Below are 16344 nucleotides of genomic sequence, written 5' to 3'. Positions count from 1 at the left end.
AACAGATAATTTTGCACAGATAATCTGATTAGAATAGTATATTATTTATTACATTTATGAGTATAAGGATGATACTATTGCACAGTTGCCAATCGTTAAATTCTATAAAAAACCGAATCCTCATTTAAAGCTATTAAAGATGAAAACAGAACTGTTGAATGAATTCTTCTTACTGCAACAAAGCAGATCTAATGCTAAATATCTTGATATTCTGGAGGAAAGGATTTATTCTCCGATTCAGAAGGCGAATAATAAAGTGACTTCCTGGATGACCAGAAGAGGAACGATGTTGATGAAGCTGGAGAAGAATGCGCAGCTGCGTATGAATAAAATCAGAAAAAAGTTCCTGAAGTATTAAATATCCGCTGTACGCTATCTTTGTTTAATTCCCTTATCTTTGCCATATGATGGTAGAAAAGGTATTGGGTAATTTAAAAATCACTTCTTTAAATGAAATGCAGCAGGCTTCTATCGCTGCTACAGACAGTGGAAAAGATGTAGTTTTGCTTGCACCAACAGGTTCGGGTAAAACACTTGGTTTTTTATTACCTGTTTTAAAAAAATTGAATACTGCCACAAAAGGGGTACAGGCATTGGTATTAGTTCCTTCCAGAGAACTTGCTTTACAAATCGAACAGGTATTTAAGCAAATGGGTACTGGTTTTAAAGTTAACTGCTGTTATGGCGGACATCCGGTAAAAACCGAGAGAAATAATTTTGAACAGCCTCCTGCTTTGCTTATTGGTACACCAGGGAGAATTGCTTATCATTTGAGAAAAGAAAACTTTGATGAATCATCTATTACTACTTTAGTTCTGGATGAGTTTGATAAAGCACTTGAATTTGGTTTTCAGGAAGATATGGCTTACATAATTGGTACGTTGCGATCACTAAAACAGCGTATGCTTACTTCTGCAACACAAATGGAAGTTATTCCTGAATTTACCGGTCTTAAGTCTCCTGCAGAGATCAATTTTCTTAAAGATGTTAAGGTTGCACCAGATTTGAAACTGAAAAAGGTGATGACCACTGCTGAGGATAAGCTGGACACGCTGTTTGAGCTGATCTGTAAAATCGGAAATAAAACTACGCTTCTTTTTTGTAATCACAGGGAAACTGTAGATCGTATCAGTGACCTGCTTATTGATAAAGATCTTGCGCATGATATCTTTCATGGCGGAATGGAGCAGGATGAAAGAGAACGGGCTTTATTAAAATTCAGAAATGGAAGTATTAAAATATTAATTACTACAGATCTGGCCTCACGCGGACTGGATATTCCTGAAGTAGAATATATTATTCACTACCAGTTACCCTATACGGAAGATGCCTTCTTACATAGAAATGGTCGTACTGCCCGTATGAATGCCAAGGGAACTGCTTATTTGATTATGACTGAGGAAGAAAAGTACCCGTTTCTGAAAAGTGATATAGAAATTGAAAAATTAAAAGGAAATTATCAGTTGCCAAAAGATAGTCAGTGGCAAACTCTGTATATCGCTGCTGGTAAAAAAGATAAGGTGAATAAAATTGATATCGTTGGCTTACTGCTTAAAAAAGGCGGGTTAGAGAAAGATGATGTTGGATTAATTGAAGTCAAAGATCAAAGTTCATATGTTGCTGTAAAACGTAATATGGTCCATAAGGTCCTTGCAGCTCTGGCCAACGAGAGAATAAAAAATAAGAAAGTTAAGATAGAAGTAGCGATGTAATTATGAGCAACAACGACATTTTAAAGAAACTTCGCGTAGCGCTGGAGTTGAATAATGAAGATATTATTAAGATCCTTGAACTGGTAAATTTTAAAGTAACCAAAAGTGAATTGGGGTCATTTTTCAGGAGTGATGATCATCCTAATTTTAAACCATGCGGTGATCAGATCCTTCGTAATTTTCTCAATGGATTAGTGATCTTTAAAAGAGGTCCAAGAGTCGGGAAACCGACTCCTCCAGCTATTGATTAATTAGCTTTGATTGCAAAATCCCGGGAATTTCCCTGTATTTTTTGAAATTGAGTTAATTTCCTCGAACAAACAGTTATACTTGTGAAATGAAGGCTTAATATTGCCTTCTCACAAGGATTGCATTTTTGAAAATGGCCAATAGGATTGCATGACGAATGATTAGATTTTTGAATTTTCCTGGAAATTTGGGTCATTTAAAATGCATAATTTTATTCCATGCCTTTATATTGCTGTGTTCCTATACTGTTAAGGCGCAAACCACACACAGATTAACAGGAACAGTAATTGATTCTTTAAAAGATGTAGTGTCAGGAGCTGATGTTTTTATCATTGCAGATAAGGACACGCTCTCTTCGATTACCAATACCCACGGCAGATTTATTTTCTCAGGTTTTAAAGCTGACCGGATTTCTCTTCTGGTTATGAGTGTGGGCTTTAAACCCTATACCAGATCTTTTCAGTATAAGGAAGGACAGCAAAATATGGATCTGGATATGATTGTCCTTGATCTGGAGTCAAACCTGCTTGATGAAGTTGTAATCAACGGGAGAGATAAGCCTATAAAATTTAAAAAAGATACGATTGAATATAATGCTTCTTTTTACCAGGTCTCTGAAAATGACAGGGTAGAAGATCTGCTGCGGCAATTGCCCGGTATCGAAGTTGATGAGCATGGGAATACCACAACTATGGGTAAACCCCTGCAGAAACTAAGAGTAAACGGAGAAGACTTCTTTACAAGTAATGTCAAAGATTTTATCAGTCAGCTTCCGGCCAGCGTGATAGACAAAGTGGAGATTATTAATGATTTCGGGGATGAAGCTAATTTTACCGGAATGAAAACTGGAGAACCACAGAAGATGCTGAATCTGGTAACCAAGGCCGGGCAAAACCGCGGAACTTTCGGTAATGCCCTTTTGAGTGGGGGTACAAATAAGCGTTATGGTCTGCAGGGCAATGGGAATTTATGGGAGGGGAGTCAGCAGATTGGGTTTAGCAGCAGTTCAAATAACACAAATAATGAAGCCGGTGTAAATACTGCAGTAGCAGCTGGCGTCAACTACAGAGATAAACTGTCTACTGGGGTTACCGCAAGTGCAGGTTATAATTATACCTATAATAAAAACTTATCACAGCAGTTGAATTCAACTGAAACTGTTACTACCGAAGGAACAATCAAGAATGACTCGAAATCAGCTGCTAAATCAGCGGATAACAACCACAATATCAATTTTAACATACAATCAATTGCAAACAAAAGTTATTTTCAGGCTTCTCTGGGTGGGTCTTTAGCTATAAAGAACAGAGACGGAGATATATTTTCAAAGCAAACAGGACTTATCCTGCAGGACTTGCAGAGCGCCAGCGGATCTAATACCAAGACGCCTAATCTGAATGGTAATTTTGTCTGGGCAAGAAGTATGGAGAAGCCAGGAAGAAGTATGTCTGCGGGTGTCGTGGTAAGTAGTGGAATCAATCAGGTTAGCGATGATCTGCGGAATAAGATTAGTTATTATGATAAGCATACCAGTCAATTGGTAAAAGATTCACTAGTAAACCGTTTTGTAGACACCGAAAACCGGACAAATATGGTTACTGCAGATTTCAGATATAGTGAGCCTTTAAAATCCCGCAGTGACTCATCAGTTAAAAGAAATATTGATTTTTCCTATTTCTTCTCTCTGAGCAAAACCAGAAATAGTTTATACACAAAGGTTGATAATAGTACCGGCAGAACCAGCGTTGTAGATTCCCTGAGTTCTATATACTCTTCCTCATTTATGTTTCAGCGGTTTGCGATAAGTTATCGTTATCAGGCGGAACGCCTTAATTATAGTCTTGGAGTAACTGCACAACCAAGTTTACTTACAGGGCAATACGCCGGAAATGAAGATAGGATCAGTCATTTTGAACTCAATCTTTCACCTATTGTTAATCTGAGTTATAATCTGTCAAATTGGGATAATGTAGCTTTTGTTTATACAGGGAGCAGTACGGCACCTGATTTTTATCAGCTGCAGCCAGTTCCGAATATCAGTAATCTTCAGAATGTTATCATTGGTAATCCAAATCTGAAATCAAGTTTTACGCACTCAGGAAATCTGAGTTATCAGCACACCGATGAACAGAATGGCTCTACCCTGCAACTGGCGCTAAATGGATCTGTTGTAGAAGACCAGGTAGTTAGTAATGTTGTCCTTATCAAAGATACTTTGAATAGCTTAAAACAAGAGACGCATTATGCAAATGCAAATGGTGCATATTTGATAGGGAGTATGTATTCCTATTCCCTGCCTTTTTCGAAGAATAAATTCAATGCAGAACTAAGAGGCACATTTGATTATATCAATATGATCTCTTATGCGAATAATGATCTGAATCAGAATAGGAATATCAATTTTTCACAAACACTGAAATTGAGGATGAATCAGCGCAGACTGACTTTATCAACTTCGGCAACTTATACCTATAGCAGCAACCGTTATTCTATTGAATTGCTCAAACTGAGAAATATTGAGACCTGGCAATTTAACTGGAGCGGCCGTGCTTTTCTGAATAAGAATTTTTCGCTGAATGCGGATGTTTCAAAAAGGATTAACTCTGGTTATTCGCTCACGGTAGCAAATCCATTGCTGATTAATCTTAGTCTGGAGAAAATTTTATTTAAAAACAGACAGGGTACTGTCTCTTTACAGGCTTATGATTTGCTGAACCAGGGTAATAACCTGGTTAGAAGTATATCTGATAATTCGATTACCGATAGTCGGTATAATCAAATTACCAGATATTTCCTCGTTAGCTTTAATTATCGCCTTCAGAATTTTGGTCATAAAAAGACCAGGTAAAAGAAGTCGCTTAACTTAGCTTTTTATATCTTATTCTGTGTGGTGTAACATCACCCAGACGTTTCTTACGGTTTTCCTCGTAATCACTGTAATTACCTTCAAAGAAGTATACCTGTGAATTACCTTCAAAAGCCAGAATATGTGTACAGATACGGTCTAAGAACCATCTGTCGTGACTAATCACTACTGCACAACCACCAAAGTTTTCCAATGCTTCTTCCAGCGCACGTAAAGTATTAACATCAATATCATTGGTCGGCTCATCCAGCAGTAAAACATTTGCTCCTTTTTTCAAAGTGATGGCAAGATGTACCCGGTTACGTTCTCCACCTGATAATACAGAAACTTTTTTCTGCTGATCACCTCCGTTGAAGTTGAACTTTGAAACATAGGCACGTCCGTTTACTGCCTTGTTGCCTAACATAATATTGTCGAGTCCGTCAGTAATGTTTTCGTAAACTGTTTTGTTCCCGTCAAGGTCATTGTGCATCTGATCGACATAACCTAAGGCTACAGTTTCACCTACTCTGAAAGTTCCTTCATCTGGTGTTTCCTGTTCGGTGATTAAACGGAAAAGAGTTGTTTTTCCAGCTCCGTTAGGGCCGATAATACCCACAATTCCAGCCGGCGGCAGAGAGAAACTCAGGTTTTCAAAAAGTATCTTATCTCCATATGATTTGGTTACGTTATTAGCTTCAATAACGACATTACCCAATCTCGGACCTGCCGGAATAAATAATTCCAGTTTGTCTTCTCTTTCTTTAGAATCCTCAGAAGCTAGTTTGTCATAATTTGATAAACGTGCTTTAGATTTGGCATGTCGGGCTTTTGGTGCCATACGTACCCATTCCAGCTCACGCTCCAGTGTCTTCTGACGTTTACTTTCAGTTTTTTCTTCCTGTGACAGGCGTTTTGCTTTCTGATCTAACCATGAAGAGTAATTACCTTTCCATGGAATACCTTCTCCGCGATCCAGTTCAAGAATCCATCCGGCAACATTATCAAGGAAATATCTGTCGTGGGTTACCGCAATTACAGTTCCTTTGTAATCTTTCAGGAATTGCTCCAGCCAGTCGATACTTTCTGCATCAAGGTGATTGGTCGGCTCATCCAGTAATAAAACATCTGGTTCCTGTAATAATAAGCGGCACATAGCCACACGGCGACGTTCTCCTCCTGATAATACCCCAATTTTGGTGTCAGGATCAGGGCAGCGCAGTGCATCCATTGCACGTTCCAGTTTATTATCCAGTTCCCATGCATTTACTGCATCAATCTTATCCTGCAGTTCGCCTTGTTTAGCCATCAGCTTATCCATTGCATCTGCATCTTCATAGACTTCGGGTAAACCAAACTGCTCATTGATAGCTTCGTATTCTTTTAAGATAGCAGTAATTTCTGCAACACCTTCTTCCACAACTTCACGAACGGTTTTATTCTCATCCAGTTCTGGCTCTTGTGCAAGATAACCTACTGTATAACCTGGTGAAAATACAACCTCACCCTGAAATGCTTTGTCTATTCCTGCAATGATTTTTAAGACAGATGACTTACCTGATCCGTTAAGACCAATAACACCAATTTTGGCTCCGTAGAAAAATGAAAGGTATATGTTTTTTAATACTTGTTTTTGAGGGGGGGTAAATCTTATTTACTCCCGCCATTGAAAAGATTATTTTTTCGTCTGACATAATTGGTTTTTAATATGCTATGCCTTTAAAAGGCTTTTATTGATTGTTAATTCTACGTTCCGTTTCTCCGTCCTGATGCGGTGCGGCGGTCACAAAGATAAACAAGGTAAACCCATTAAAAAATTGTTTGTCAGATATAAGCTTGAATTTATCTTTTAATTATTCTGCACGTGGTACATCTTCCAGAGCGTAATAAACTTTTAAGCCTCTTTCTTTTGCAATTCTGACATCTTCATCTGCTCCCTTTGAAGCACCTTCAAGCCGAAGAACAGCATCACACTTTAAAAGTAAACGGTGGGCTACAGGATAGAGAATTTCTTCATAAGCTTCATCACCAGGTTTAGTCGAGCCTGCCAGGTGAAGTAAAGGGAGTGCAACCCATTCACCAATTACTGGAATATGCCCTAGTCTGAATAAGGGTAATGCCGCTGCTTCTAATTTACTTAGGTTTTGTTGCATTAATTTAGGATCGTCATTTGTTCCGCTGCGGTAAGGACCTGCTATAAGTATTAACATATCTTTTTTTTATACAAAAGAAGTGAACAGAAGAGTTGAAAAAAATAAAGTAGTTTAAGAAATTACTTTTTGTGTTTATTAGCCCGGATCATACTTAAAAATTCTGGGGTAATACCAAGATACGAAGCAATCTGTTTTTGGGTAATCTGTCTGATTACCTGGGGATATTTATCCCTAAAGATCTGATAACGTTCTTCGGCAGGAAGAGAAAGATTTTGTATAGTCCTTAGCTGCTCTCTGATATAAGCGTTTTGAAAGATTATGCGGAAAAACGTTTCAAATTTAGGTATCCTGATATATAGGTTATCAAGGCTTTCTTTTGATAGCTGCAGAATGATACTTTCTTCTATCGCCTCAATAGTCAGCATTGCTGGTTGTTGATGAATAAAACAAAACATGTCGGTTATCCACCAGTCGGTAACAGCAAACATAATAGTTGACTGCTTACCTGTTTTATCAGGATAATAAGCTCTTAAAATACCGGAATCTACAAAATTGATATACTTACAAATTTCTCCCTGCTGAAGTATCAGTTCCTTTCGGGAGACTTTTCGCGGTTTTAAGAACGAAATGAAATGATCAGTTTCTTCCTTATCCAGTGAAATATGTTTGGCAATGTTATTTAAAATATGATTATACAATGCGATTTTAATTAAAGGATAAGTCAGGGGAATTAATTCTTTGTCAAGAATAGTGAAAATTTAATAAAATGACTGTAAAGTTTAATATTTGTATATAAGCTGTATATGATGTAATCCTGATGAAATTTTTAGAGATTTGATGCGTTAGATATAAATTAACGCCTAATTATGGAACAATACATCTATGAAGATGAATACCGTGGTCAAAAAAGAAAACTATTAATCCTGTCCGGAGAAGATGGCTCTGGTTACAGAGTGTTTTTACAAGCTAAATTTATTGGTTTAATCTGTCCTGAGGTCAATAAGGACATTGTGATTTGGCGAACAGATTACGATATATTGAAACCGATTGTGCGAAAAATTGGGGAATGGATTGAGAAATCGAATTAATGACTGCCATTTTGTTGCTTTTAACTCAGTGTAACTAACAAAATGACAGGTAGTTTATGGCACAATAATCATTACATTCCGGGGACAATTCTCCCAAAAGGGAAGAAGCCGGCTTTGTTAATGATTATTTAAAGTACTTTAGAACATATTTTATTTTTCTAAGACAAATAAAATAATATTGCGATTAGTGTCAAAACTTAGTAAGTTTAGTGGAATAAGATCATTAACGAAATCTATCCTCTGCCATATGGCGTAATTGTTGATAAAATAAATCATATAGGTGACGCTTATTTATAAAACATTTTTATAGTTTAGGGGCGTTGCGTTTAAGAAAAGGTATATATGGAAGCTAAATTTTCACCACAGGTAAAAGACGTGATTTCGTTTAGCAGGGAAGAAGCCCTGAGATTAGGTCATGATTATATAGGCGCTGAACATCTTTTGTTAGGTCTGATTCGCGAAGGCGATGGAATGGCTATCAAAATATTGAAGTCGCTGGGGGTTGATACATCTAAATTGCGCCGCTCAATAGAGGAGGCAGTAAGAGGTACTTCCAGTGTTACGGTTAATCTGGGAAATATCCCTTTGACCAAACAAGCCGAAAAAGTATTAAAAATCACTTATCTGGAAGCCAAAATTTTCAAGAGTGATTTAATAGGAACGGAGCATTTGCTGTTATCTATCCTTCGTGATGATGATAATATCGCATCTCAGATATTATTACAGTATAGCATCAACTACGAAATCTTCAAACAGGAAGTGGAAGTAAATAAAAATGGTTTCAGAGATGAAACTCAGGGTAGCGCTTCTACAGGTGGTGATGATGATTATCGTGAAGAAGAAAGCTTCAGCAGTCCAAAAAAAGTTTCTGATATAAAATCCAAAACTCCTGTTCTGGATAATTTTGGAAGAGACCTGACAAAAGCTGCAGAAGAAGGTCGTCTGGATCCTATTGTAGGTCGTGAAAAAGAGATTGAGCGTGTTTCTCAAATCCTTTCCCGCCGTAAAAAGAATAACCCTATTTTGATTGGTGAGCCAGGTGTGGGTAAATCAGCAATTGCTGAAGGACTTGCATTGCGCATCGTTCAGCGTAAGGTATCAAGAGTATTGTTCAACAAACGTGTAGTGACGTTAGATCTTGCTTCTTTAGTAGCAGGTACTAAATATCGCGGTCAGTTTGAAGAACGTATGAAAGCAGTCATGAATGAACTGGAGAAATCAACTGATGTAATATTATTCATTGATGAAATCCATACTATTGTTGGTGCTGGTGGAGCTTCTGGTTCGCTGGATGCTTCCAATATGTTCAAACCTGCTTTAGCCAGAGGTGAAATACAATGTATTGGTGCAACTACTCTGGATGAATACCGTCAGTATATAGAGAAAGATGGAGCCCTGGATCGTCGTTTCCAGAAGGTTATGATTGAGCCTGCTTCACCTGATGAAACTATTGAGATCCTGAACCGTATTAAAGAGAAGTATGAGGAACATCATGGTGTTACTTACACAAATGAGGCAATAAATGCCTGTGTTGCGCTGACTACCAGATATATCACTGACAGATTCCTTCCGGATAAAGCTATTGATGCTCTGGATGAAGCTGGTTCAAGAGTTCACTTAACTAATATTCATGTTCCGGAAAATATCATTGATATTGAGAACAAGATTGAAAATATTAAGGTTGAGAAAAATAAAGTTGTAAAAAGCCAGAAATATGAGGAGGCTGCAAAACTAAGAGATACAGAGAAAAATCTTTTAGAAGAGCTCGATCGTGCAAAAACTGAGTGGGAAGCCGAAACTAAAACTAAACGTTACACTGTAACTGAGGATAATGTTGCTGAGGTTGTTTCTATGATGACTGGTATTCCTTTACAACGTGTTGGCCAGACTGATAGTGTGAAATTGCTGAATATGTATGACACTATTGCTACTAAAATTATTGGTCAGGACGATGCGATCAAAAAATTAAGTAAAGCTATTCAACGTACAAGAGCAGGATTAAAAGACCCTAAAAAACCTATTGGTTCATTTATTTTCTTAGGTCCTACCGGTGTTGGTAAAACTGAGCTGGCTAAAGAACTTGCAAGATTTATGTTCGACAGCGATGATTCACTGATCCAGATCGATATGAGTGAGTACATGGAGAAATTCGCTGTATCACGTTTAGTGGGAGCGCCTCCGGGATATGTTGGTTATGAAGAAGGTGGACAGTTAACTGAAAAAGTACGTCGCAAACCATATGCAGTTATCTTATTGGATGAGATTGAGAAAGCTCACCCTGATGTGTTTAATATTCTGTTACAGGTATTGGACGAAGGTCAGCTGACTGATAGTTTAGGTCGCAAGGTCGATTTCAGAAATACTATCATCATTATGACTTCCAATATTGGTGCACGTCAGCTTAAAGATTTCGGTCAGGGTATTGGTTTCTCTACCAATGCAAAAACGAATCAGGTAGACGCTCATTCAAGAGGTGTAATTGAGAATGCATTGAAACGTGCTTTTGCTCCTGAATTCCTGAATCGTGTTGACGACGTAGTTGTATTCAATACTTTAGGTAAAGATGAGATCTTCAAAATCATTGATATTGAACTTAAATCTTTATTTGGCAGAGTACATAACTTAGGTTATGAAGTGAAATTAACTGATGTGGCAAAAGATTTTATTGCTGACAAAGGTTTTGACAGTAACTTCGGTGCCCGTCCGTTGAAACGTGCTATTCAGAAATACCTGGAAGATCCTATTGCTGAGGAAATCCTTAAAGGTGAAATCAATGATGGGGATATACTTGAAATTGATTACAATAAAGAAACTGATCTGATTGTAGTTGAAAATAAGAGCCCTGGTAAGAAGAAGAAAAAAGAAGAAGGAAGTATAGAGTAATCACTCCAATACGGAAATATAAAAGGCTGCCTCTAAAGGGCGGCCTTTTTACGTTAAAAAGCTTGACATGCAATCCCAGACTACGCCCATCTGAAGGGATGGCCAATGTCTGGGATTGCATGTCAAGCTTTTTTATTCTCCGGTTAGGCCTTTCCTGTAGAGAGAAGCAATTATATTTATGGTAATTAATCGGATTACTTGGTGGGGTTTGGAAAGACTAGGGGTGGGGGTTGTGGAAAGACTAAATGGAGAAATTAGGAAAATGTGGATTGTAAGACCTTAGGTAATTCCTCTATTTAAGGTTTTAGATTGAGAGGATAATAAAGTTCCTGGCCCCTTTCAAACAAGATATAATCTTCTTATCTGGCTTAAAAGCTAGAACAGACTTAACTGAGGTTTGGGTATATGGAACAAACTTGAGTTGAGATGTACTCTTTTAACATTTAAGTGATTGATTCTGCAGTGTAGTCTGAAGGTGTCTTGAATGAGTTTTGCAATATTACCTTCGCCTCTCATTCTATCGCCAAAACGGCTGTCATTGACCTGTCCACCATGACAGGACTGTATCATATGCCATACCTTGTCAAAACGATCCGGGAAATTCTGACGTAGCCAGTCTTCAAAAACTGAACCTATAGCGCCATTTAGTCTTACAATAGTATAACCGGCACTTTCTGCTCCACAGGAGGCAATTGTCTTCAGAATAGCCGGGATTTCATGATCACTCAGCCCCGGGACTAGAGGGGCTACCATTACACCGGTTGGAATACCGGCTTTACTCAGCTCTTCCACTACTTTTAGTCTTTGTCTGATTGTTGTAGTACGTGGCTCCATTTTTAATCTCAGCTTTTCATCCAGACTGTTAATAGACAGGTAAACCAGACAGAGATTTTGTTTGGCCATTTCCTGCAGGATATCCAGATCACGTAAAATCAATGCATTTTTTGTAATCATCCCTATAGGCTGTTTGTAATCCAGTGCAATTTCCAGCAATTGTCTGGTTAACTTAAACTCACGTTCAGCAGGCTGATAACAGTCTGTATTGCCAGATAGGGAAATCGTTTCTGCATTCCAGCCTTTGCGGTCCAGAAATTTTTTGAATAGCTGCGGCGCATCTTTTTTAACAATGATTTTTCTCTCGAAATCCAACCCTGCACTGAAACCCCAGTATTCATGCGAGTTCCTGGCATAACAATAAATACAGCCATGCTCACAGCCCTGATAAGGATTCAGGGAATAAGCCATCCCCACATCAGGGCTAGCCACTTTATTGACAATTGACTTTGATTTGCCAATAATAAAGCTTGTTTTATGGTTTTCATTTTCCCAGTCATCGATTCCTTCACTATGTTCTTTGACATAGGAATGATTCAGAAAATGATTATGAGGATTAAATTGTGCACCCCTTCCTTTCAGGTATTGGTCTTCCGGCTTTTCAGATGAAATCATCTTTAAAATTACTAATTTTTTTAGTAATTAAAAAGAAAGATTATCTTTTATTTAGTGGGATATAATCCATGGGGACCATATCTCCAATTTTTTCGTAGGCCCAGAAACCTTCGAATAGGATGGCTTTTGAATCGTGTATTGCACCATTTGGATAGAAACTCACCGGCCCTTTAAGCATACTGACTACTGAAATCTGATAATTTGGAACTGTGAGTGGCCGCATGATATAGTGACCGGTATTGGAATAGGCATTACTTTCTTCCTCTCTGGTATACATAATATAAAGTTCATCCTTATAATTGATGGTTTTCATATTAGGATATATACTTTTAACCAGGGTATCAGTTGCCACTCCTGACATATCCAGGGTAGTGAATTCTTTGGGCATCTCATATAAACGCTGCATCATCAGCAGTGAATCACTAAAGACAGAGCCAATAGCACTTGCGCCATGCACTTTCTTCATCAGCCTTGCTTTGGTAGCTGCAATATAACTATCAGGCGGACGGTTAGGATTTTTTGTTTTAATGCGCTTGTAAATGATGAATCCATTCTCTTCTACTTTATTCTGATACAGAGACTGGAAGAAGTGCTGCGGCGAGCCTGCATAAGCAATTTCCCTGTTATTTAACCAGGTTCTTCTTTTGCGGCCCGAACCTTTCAGGTCTTCAAATACCGGCAGACCGGAAAAATAGACTATCCTCGTATTGTAATTGTATTCAAAGAGATTAAGCATATATTTTAGCCGATAACCCAGTGCTTTATTCTCAACCACCAGAAATTCGTTGGTCGTGACACTGAGAACTTTTGCATCGCCATCATATTTGATATATAATACCTGCGGATTCAGAATCTTGCATTTTGCAGAATTAGGTGTTCTGCCAATAAAAAAGTCTTCAAATAATTTAAGATTTTTCTCCCGGTCCGGATCAGCTCGGATAACTACCTCATTCAATTGAATAGTATTCTCTGATAAGACAATGGTGATATTGACAGATTTATCTGAAATGATGACACTTTTACTGTAGGGCAGATAACCAATCATTTGTACTACTACCTCATAAGAGCCTGGTTTTATCTTGGCCAGAGAGAATTGTCCGTCCTGATTGGTGACTGTAGCTGTCGTATATCCACTCAGGTAGATACCTGCTCCTGGAAGAGTCTCTCCCTTTTTGTCCTTAACCTGTCCACTTATCGAATACAGATTTTGTGCATGTGTGTGCAGGCAGAAAAATAAGAATAATACTGTCCCAAAGAGATATTTTATCATGAAGCTAATTTAACTGATCTGCAGGTTATTTTGTAATAAAAATAGCCCTTTAAGGGCTATTTAAATGTTAAAAAAATAAAGATCTAGGGCTGTGGATCGACACCTAAACGGGTCAGGACTTCATCACTGACACCTGTGGATGAATAACCACCATCATGAAAAAGATTTTGCATCGTAACCATACGTGTGAGATCCGAAAATAAAGTAATACAATAGTCCGCACAAGAGGCTGCATCAGCATTTCCAAGCGGAGACACTGCATCTGCAAAATCATAAAAATCACCAAAACCTTTAACCCCTGTACCAGCCGTTGTTTTAGTTGGTGACTGAGATACCGTATTGATACGGACTTTCTTTTCAATTCCATAATGATAACCAAAGCTCCTGGCAATAGACTCCAGCATTGCTTTAATGTCTGCCATATCCGTATAAAAAGGGTAGGTTCTTTGCGCAGCCATATAACTAAGTGCTACCACACTGCCGCCTTCATTAATCGCATCCAGCTTTTTGGCTACTGCCAGCATCTTATGAAATGATAGTGCTGATACATCAATTCCTTTTTGAAAATAATCATAGTTTAACTCAGTATAAGGGATTTTTTTACGGATGTTGACACTCATTCCTATAGAATGCAGAACAAAATCAATTTTACCTCCTAATATTTCCTGAGATTTTATATACAAATTAGTCAGGTCTTCTACGCTGGTCGCATCTGCAGGAATAATCTGTGAATTCGTTTTTTCTGCAAGTTTGTCAATCTCACCCATTCTCATAGCGATAGGAGCGTTGGTTAAAACAAATTCCGCCCCTTCTTCATGGGCTTTTTCTGCAACTTTCCAAGCAATGGAATTCTCATCCAGGGCACCAGTAATGATACCTCTTTTACCTTTTAATAAATTATACATATTGATGTGTTAGTGTTTGCTCATTAACCCGCTTAACATCGGGGTAAAATTCAAAAAAAAAGGGAATATTCACCTTAGTTTTTAAAACTCAGTAAATCCTGCGCATTTTTCAGTGCTGATTCTCCGGGGTTTTTACCGCTTAACATTTCGGCAATAGCCAGGATACGTTCCTGAGGATTGAGTCTGCGGATACCAGTAGTAGTCCGTTCTGATTCTTCTTTTTTATAAACGAAATAATGTGCTTCACCTTTGGCTGCAATCTGAGGAAGATGTGTAATACAGATCACCTGCATATTTTGCTCCAGTTCTCCGATTACATCACCTACACGTAATGCAGTTTCACCAGAAATACCAGTATCAATTTCATCAAAGATTAAAGTTGGGAGTGAAGTATGTTTTGATATGATCGATTTTATAGCCAGCATCAGACGGGAAAGCTCACCACCAGATGCGACTTTACCAACCGGTGCTGGTGCCTGTCCTGCATTTGCAGAAAACAGCAGAGAAATCATATCCTTTCCATCTTTGTTTAAATTCTCAACTACAGTTTGTTCAATTTTAATCTTTGCATTGGGCATACCCACGCGAACTAATATTTCGCCTACCTGTTTCTGAGCAACGTTAATCGCCTTGGTGCGGTTTTTTGATAAAGTATCCGCTATTTTTTCCAGTTCAATTTTTAGCTTATTGATAGCGATAATCAAACGTTCTATTTCTTCATCACTGTTTAAAAGGGTATTCAGGTTATCAGAAAGTTCATTTTGGATAACCAGTAACTCATCAACAGAAGTTACCCTGTGTTTTTGTTGTAAGGTATAAATGGTATCCAGTCTGGTATTGATTTCATCAATCCTTGCCGGGCTGAAAACAATATTTTCTTCCAGTACCAGTGTTTCCTGGGCGATATCTTTAATTTCTATCATCGCAGAGCGCAGACGTTCATTAACTGCACTGTATGATGGATTAAATTTCTCTATGGCCTGAATCTGACTGATCACTTCTTTTAAGATAGGAAGTACTGCCGTTTCTTCACCAGCAAGCAGCATATGGCCATTTAATAAACCTCTTTTAATGCTCTCGGCATTATTTAATGCCTCCATTTCGATTTCGAGCTCACCCTGTTCACCTGGTTGTAAGTTTGCACTTTCCAGTTCATTGAATAAGAACTGCTCGTAATCCTGTTTGCTTCTTGCTTCATCGGCAGAGGTCTGCATATTGATCAGCAACTGAAGATTCTTTTTATATTCCCTGAATTTTAATCTGTACTCGGTAAGCAGCGGTAAATGATCAGATAAAGTATCAACTACTGATAGCTGGAATCCCGGATCATTGACTTCGGATGTGGCATGTTGTGAATGAATATCAATCAGTTTTTCTCCAATTTGCTTCATTACTGCCAGCGTTACCGGGGTATCATTAATAAAAGCCCTGGACTTACCATCAATAGAGATTTCTCTTCTCAGTATACTTTCCTGCTGATAATCCAGATCAAACTCTTCAAAATAAGGTTGTAATCCAGAACCTGAAAGCTTAAACTGTCCCTCTATCACACACTTTTTTGCCTGATTGAAAAAGTACTTTGTTTCTGCCCGCTGCCCTAAAATTAAAGACAGCGCACCTAACATAATAGATTTTCCTGCACCAGTTTCGCCAGTGATGATATTTAAACCTTTGTCAAGTTCCAGATCAACACTATCAATCAGTGCATAGTTACGTATAGAAAGTTTCTGTAGCATATTTGATGCTAAATTATGAAAACTTAGTCATTTGATGTTTATTCTTTTTTAACA

Annotated in this window: 12 protein-coding genes and 1 pseudogene; 6 read left to right on the top strand and 7 right to left on the bottom strand. The window is 38.1% G+C overall.

What is annotated here, in order from left to right; genetic code table 11:
• The first annotated feature begins 139 nt into the window (after nt 1-139).
• The 4 genes from PL_RS11045 (at nt 140) to PL_RS11030 (ending at nt 4809) form a co-directional block, all read left to right on the top strand.
• Nucleotides 140-358: a hypothetical protein gene (locus tag PL_RS11045; RefSeq protein WP_041884363.1), complete on the top strand. Its 219-nt coding sequence runs from the start codon at nt 140-142 to the stop codon at nt 356-358.
• A 46-nt stretch (nt 359-404) separates the two neighbouring features.
• Nucleotides 405-1712, top strand: a complete 1308-nt coding sequence (locus PL_RS11040) for a DEAD/DEAH box helicase (protein WP_041884364.1) — start codon at nt 405-407, stop codon at nt 1710-1712.
• A gap of 2 nt (nt 1713-1714) precedes the next feature.
• Nucleotides 1715-1963, top strand: coding sequence for a DUF1456 family protein (locus PL_RS11035; protein ID WP_041884366.1), 249 nt, complete (start codon nt 1715-1717; stop codon nt 1961-1963).
• A gap of 227 nt (nt 1964-2190) precedes the next feature.
• The gene (locus PL_RS11030) at nt 2191-4809 is read left to right on the top strand and encodes an outer membrane beta-barrel protein (RefSeq protein WP_160292137.1); all 2619 of its coding nucleotides are present in this window, start codon (nt 2191-2193) and stop codon (nt 4807-4809) included.
• Between the two features lie 10 nt (nt 4810-4819).
• Here PL_RS11030 and ettA read toward each other — a convergent pair.
• The 3 genes and pseudogenes from ettA to PL_RS11015 form a co-directional block, all read right to left on the bottom strand.
• A pseudogene (gene ettA, locus PL_RS11025) lies at nt 4820-6500 on the bottom strand (energy-dependent translational throttle protein EttA).
• A 159-nt stretch (nt 6501-6659) separates the two neighbouring features.
• On the bottom strand, nt 6660-7016 hold the full coding sequence (locus tag PL_RS11020) for a DUF4406 domain-containing protein (RefSeq protein ID WP_041884369.1): 357 nt from the start codon (nt 7014-7016) through the stop codon (nt 6660-6662).
• A gap of 62 nt (nt 7017-7078) precedes the next feature.
• Nucleotides 7079-7657, bottom strand: a complete 579-nt coding sequence (locus tag PL_RS11015; protein ID WP_041884372.1) for a Crp/Fnr family transcriptional regulator — start codon at nt 7655-7657, stop codon at nt 7079-7081.
• Between the two features lie 168 nt (nt 7658-7825).
• Between PL_RS11015 and PL_RS11010 the strand changes: the two genes are divergently transcribed.
• Together PL_RS11010 and PL_RS11005 are read left to right on the top strand one after the other, a co-directional pair.
• Complete coding sequence (locus tag PL_RS11010; RefSeq protein ID WP_041884373.1) at nt 7826-8047, top strand: hypothetical protein; 222 nt, start codon at nt 7826-7828, stop codon at nt 8045-8047.
• Nucleotides 8048-8389: 342 nt separating this feature from the next.
• Entirely contained in the window at nt 8390-10930 is a 2541-nt protein-coding gene (locus PL_RS11005; RefSeq protein WP_041884374.1) for an ATP-dependent Clp protease ATP-binding subunit, read from the top strand.
• Between the two features lie 375 nt (nt 10931-11305).
• Here the strand turns inward: PL_RS11005 and PL_RS11000 are convergent, their stop codons facing one another.
• From PL_RS11000 to recN, 4 genes are all read right to left on the bottom strand, one after another.
• On the bottom strand, nt 11306-12379 hold the full coding sequence (locus tag PL_RS11000; protein WP_041884376.1) for a PA0069 family radical SAM protein: 1074 nt from the start codon (nt 12377-12379) through the stop codon (nt 11306-11308).
• A gap of 40 nt (nt 12380-12419) precedes the next feature.
• Nucleotides 12420-13649 (bottom strand): carboxypeptidase-like regulatory domain-containing protein, encoded by a 1230-nt coding sequence (locus PL_RS10995; RefSeq protein ID WP_041884378.1) that lies wholly within the window; start codon nt 13647-13649, stop codon nt 12420-12422.
• An 83-nt stretch (nt 13650-13732) separates the two neighbouring features.
• Complete coding sequence (locus PL_RS10990; RefSeq protein WP_041884379.1) at nt 13733-14554, bottom strand: enoyl-ACP reductase FabI; 822 nt, start codon at nt 14552-14554, stop codon at nt 13733-13735.
• Between the two features lie 74 nt (nt 14555-14628).
• Complete coding sequence (gene recN, locus PL_RS10985) at nt 14629-16290, bottom strand: DNA repair protein RecN (protein ID WP_041884381.1); 1662 nt, start codon at nt 16288-16290, stop codon at nt 14629-14631.
• Nucleotides 16291-16344: the final 54 nt, after the last annotated feature.

Source organism: Pedobacter lusitanus (assembly GCF_040026395.1).
Lineage (GTDB): Bacteria > Bacteroidota > Bacteroidia > Sphingobacteriales > Sphingobacteriaceae > Pedobacter > Pedobacter lusitanus.
Note: the sequence above shows the minus strand (reverse complement) of the source record. Positions and strands in the feature narration are given on the sequence as shown.

What these genes read in the sequence shown, in the direction of transcription:
- PL_RS11040 (WP_041884364.1), top strand. Translation starts at nt 405, where the DNA reads ATGATGGTAGAAAAGGTATTGGGTAATTTAAAAATCACTTCTTTAAAT.
- PL_RS11035 (WP_041884366.1), top strand. Translation starts at nt 1,715, where the DNA reads ATGAGCAACAACGACATTTTAAAGAAACTTCGCGTAGCGCTGGAGTTG.
- recN (WP_041884381.1), bottom strand. Translation starts at nt 16,290, where the DNA reads ATGCTACAGAAACTTTCTATACGTAACTATGCACTGATTGATAGTGTT.
- PL_RS11010 (WP_041884373.1), top strand. Translation starts at nt 7,826, where the DNA reads ATGGAACAATACATCTATGAAGATGAATACCGTGGTCAAAAAAGAAAA.
- PL_RS11045 (WP_041884363.1), top strand. Translation starts at nt 140, where the DNA reads ATGAAAACAGAACTGTTGAATGAATTCTTCTTACTGCAACAAAGCAGA.
- PL_RS10995 (WP_041884378.1), bottom strand. Translation starts at nt 13,649, where the DNA reads ATGATAAAATATCTCTTTGGGACAGTATTATTCTTATTTTTCTGCCTG.
- PL_RS10990 (WP_041884379.1), bottom strand. Translation starts at nt 14,554, where the DNA reads ATGTATAATTTATTAAAAGGTAAAAGAGGTATCATTACTGGTGCCCTG.
- PL_RS11000 (WP_041884376.1), bottom strand. Translation starts at nt 12,379, where the DNA reads ATGATTTCATCTGAAAAGCCGGAAGACCAATACCTGAAAGGAAGGGGT.
- PL_RS11005 (WP_041884374.1), top strand. Translation starts at nt 8,390, where the DNA reads ATGGAAGCTAAATTTTCACCACAGGTAAAAGACGTGATTTCGTTTAGC.
- PL_RS11020 (WP_041884369.1), bottom strand. Translation starts at nt 7,016, where the DNA reads ATGTTAATACTTATAGCAGGTCCTTACCGCAGCGGAACAAATGACGAT.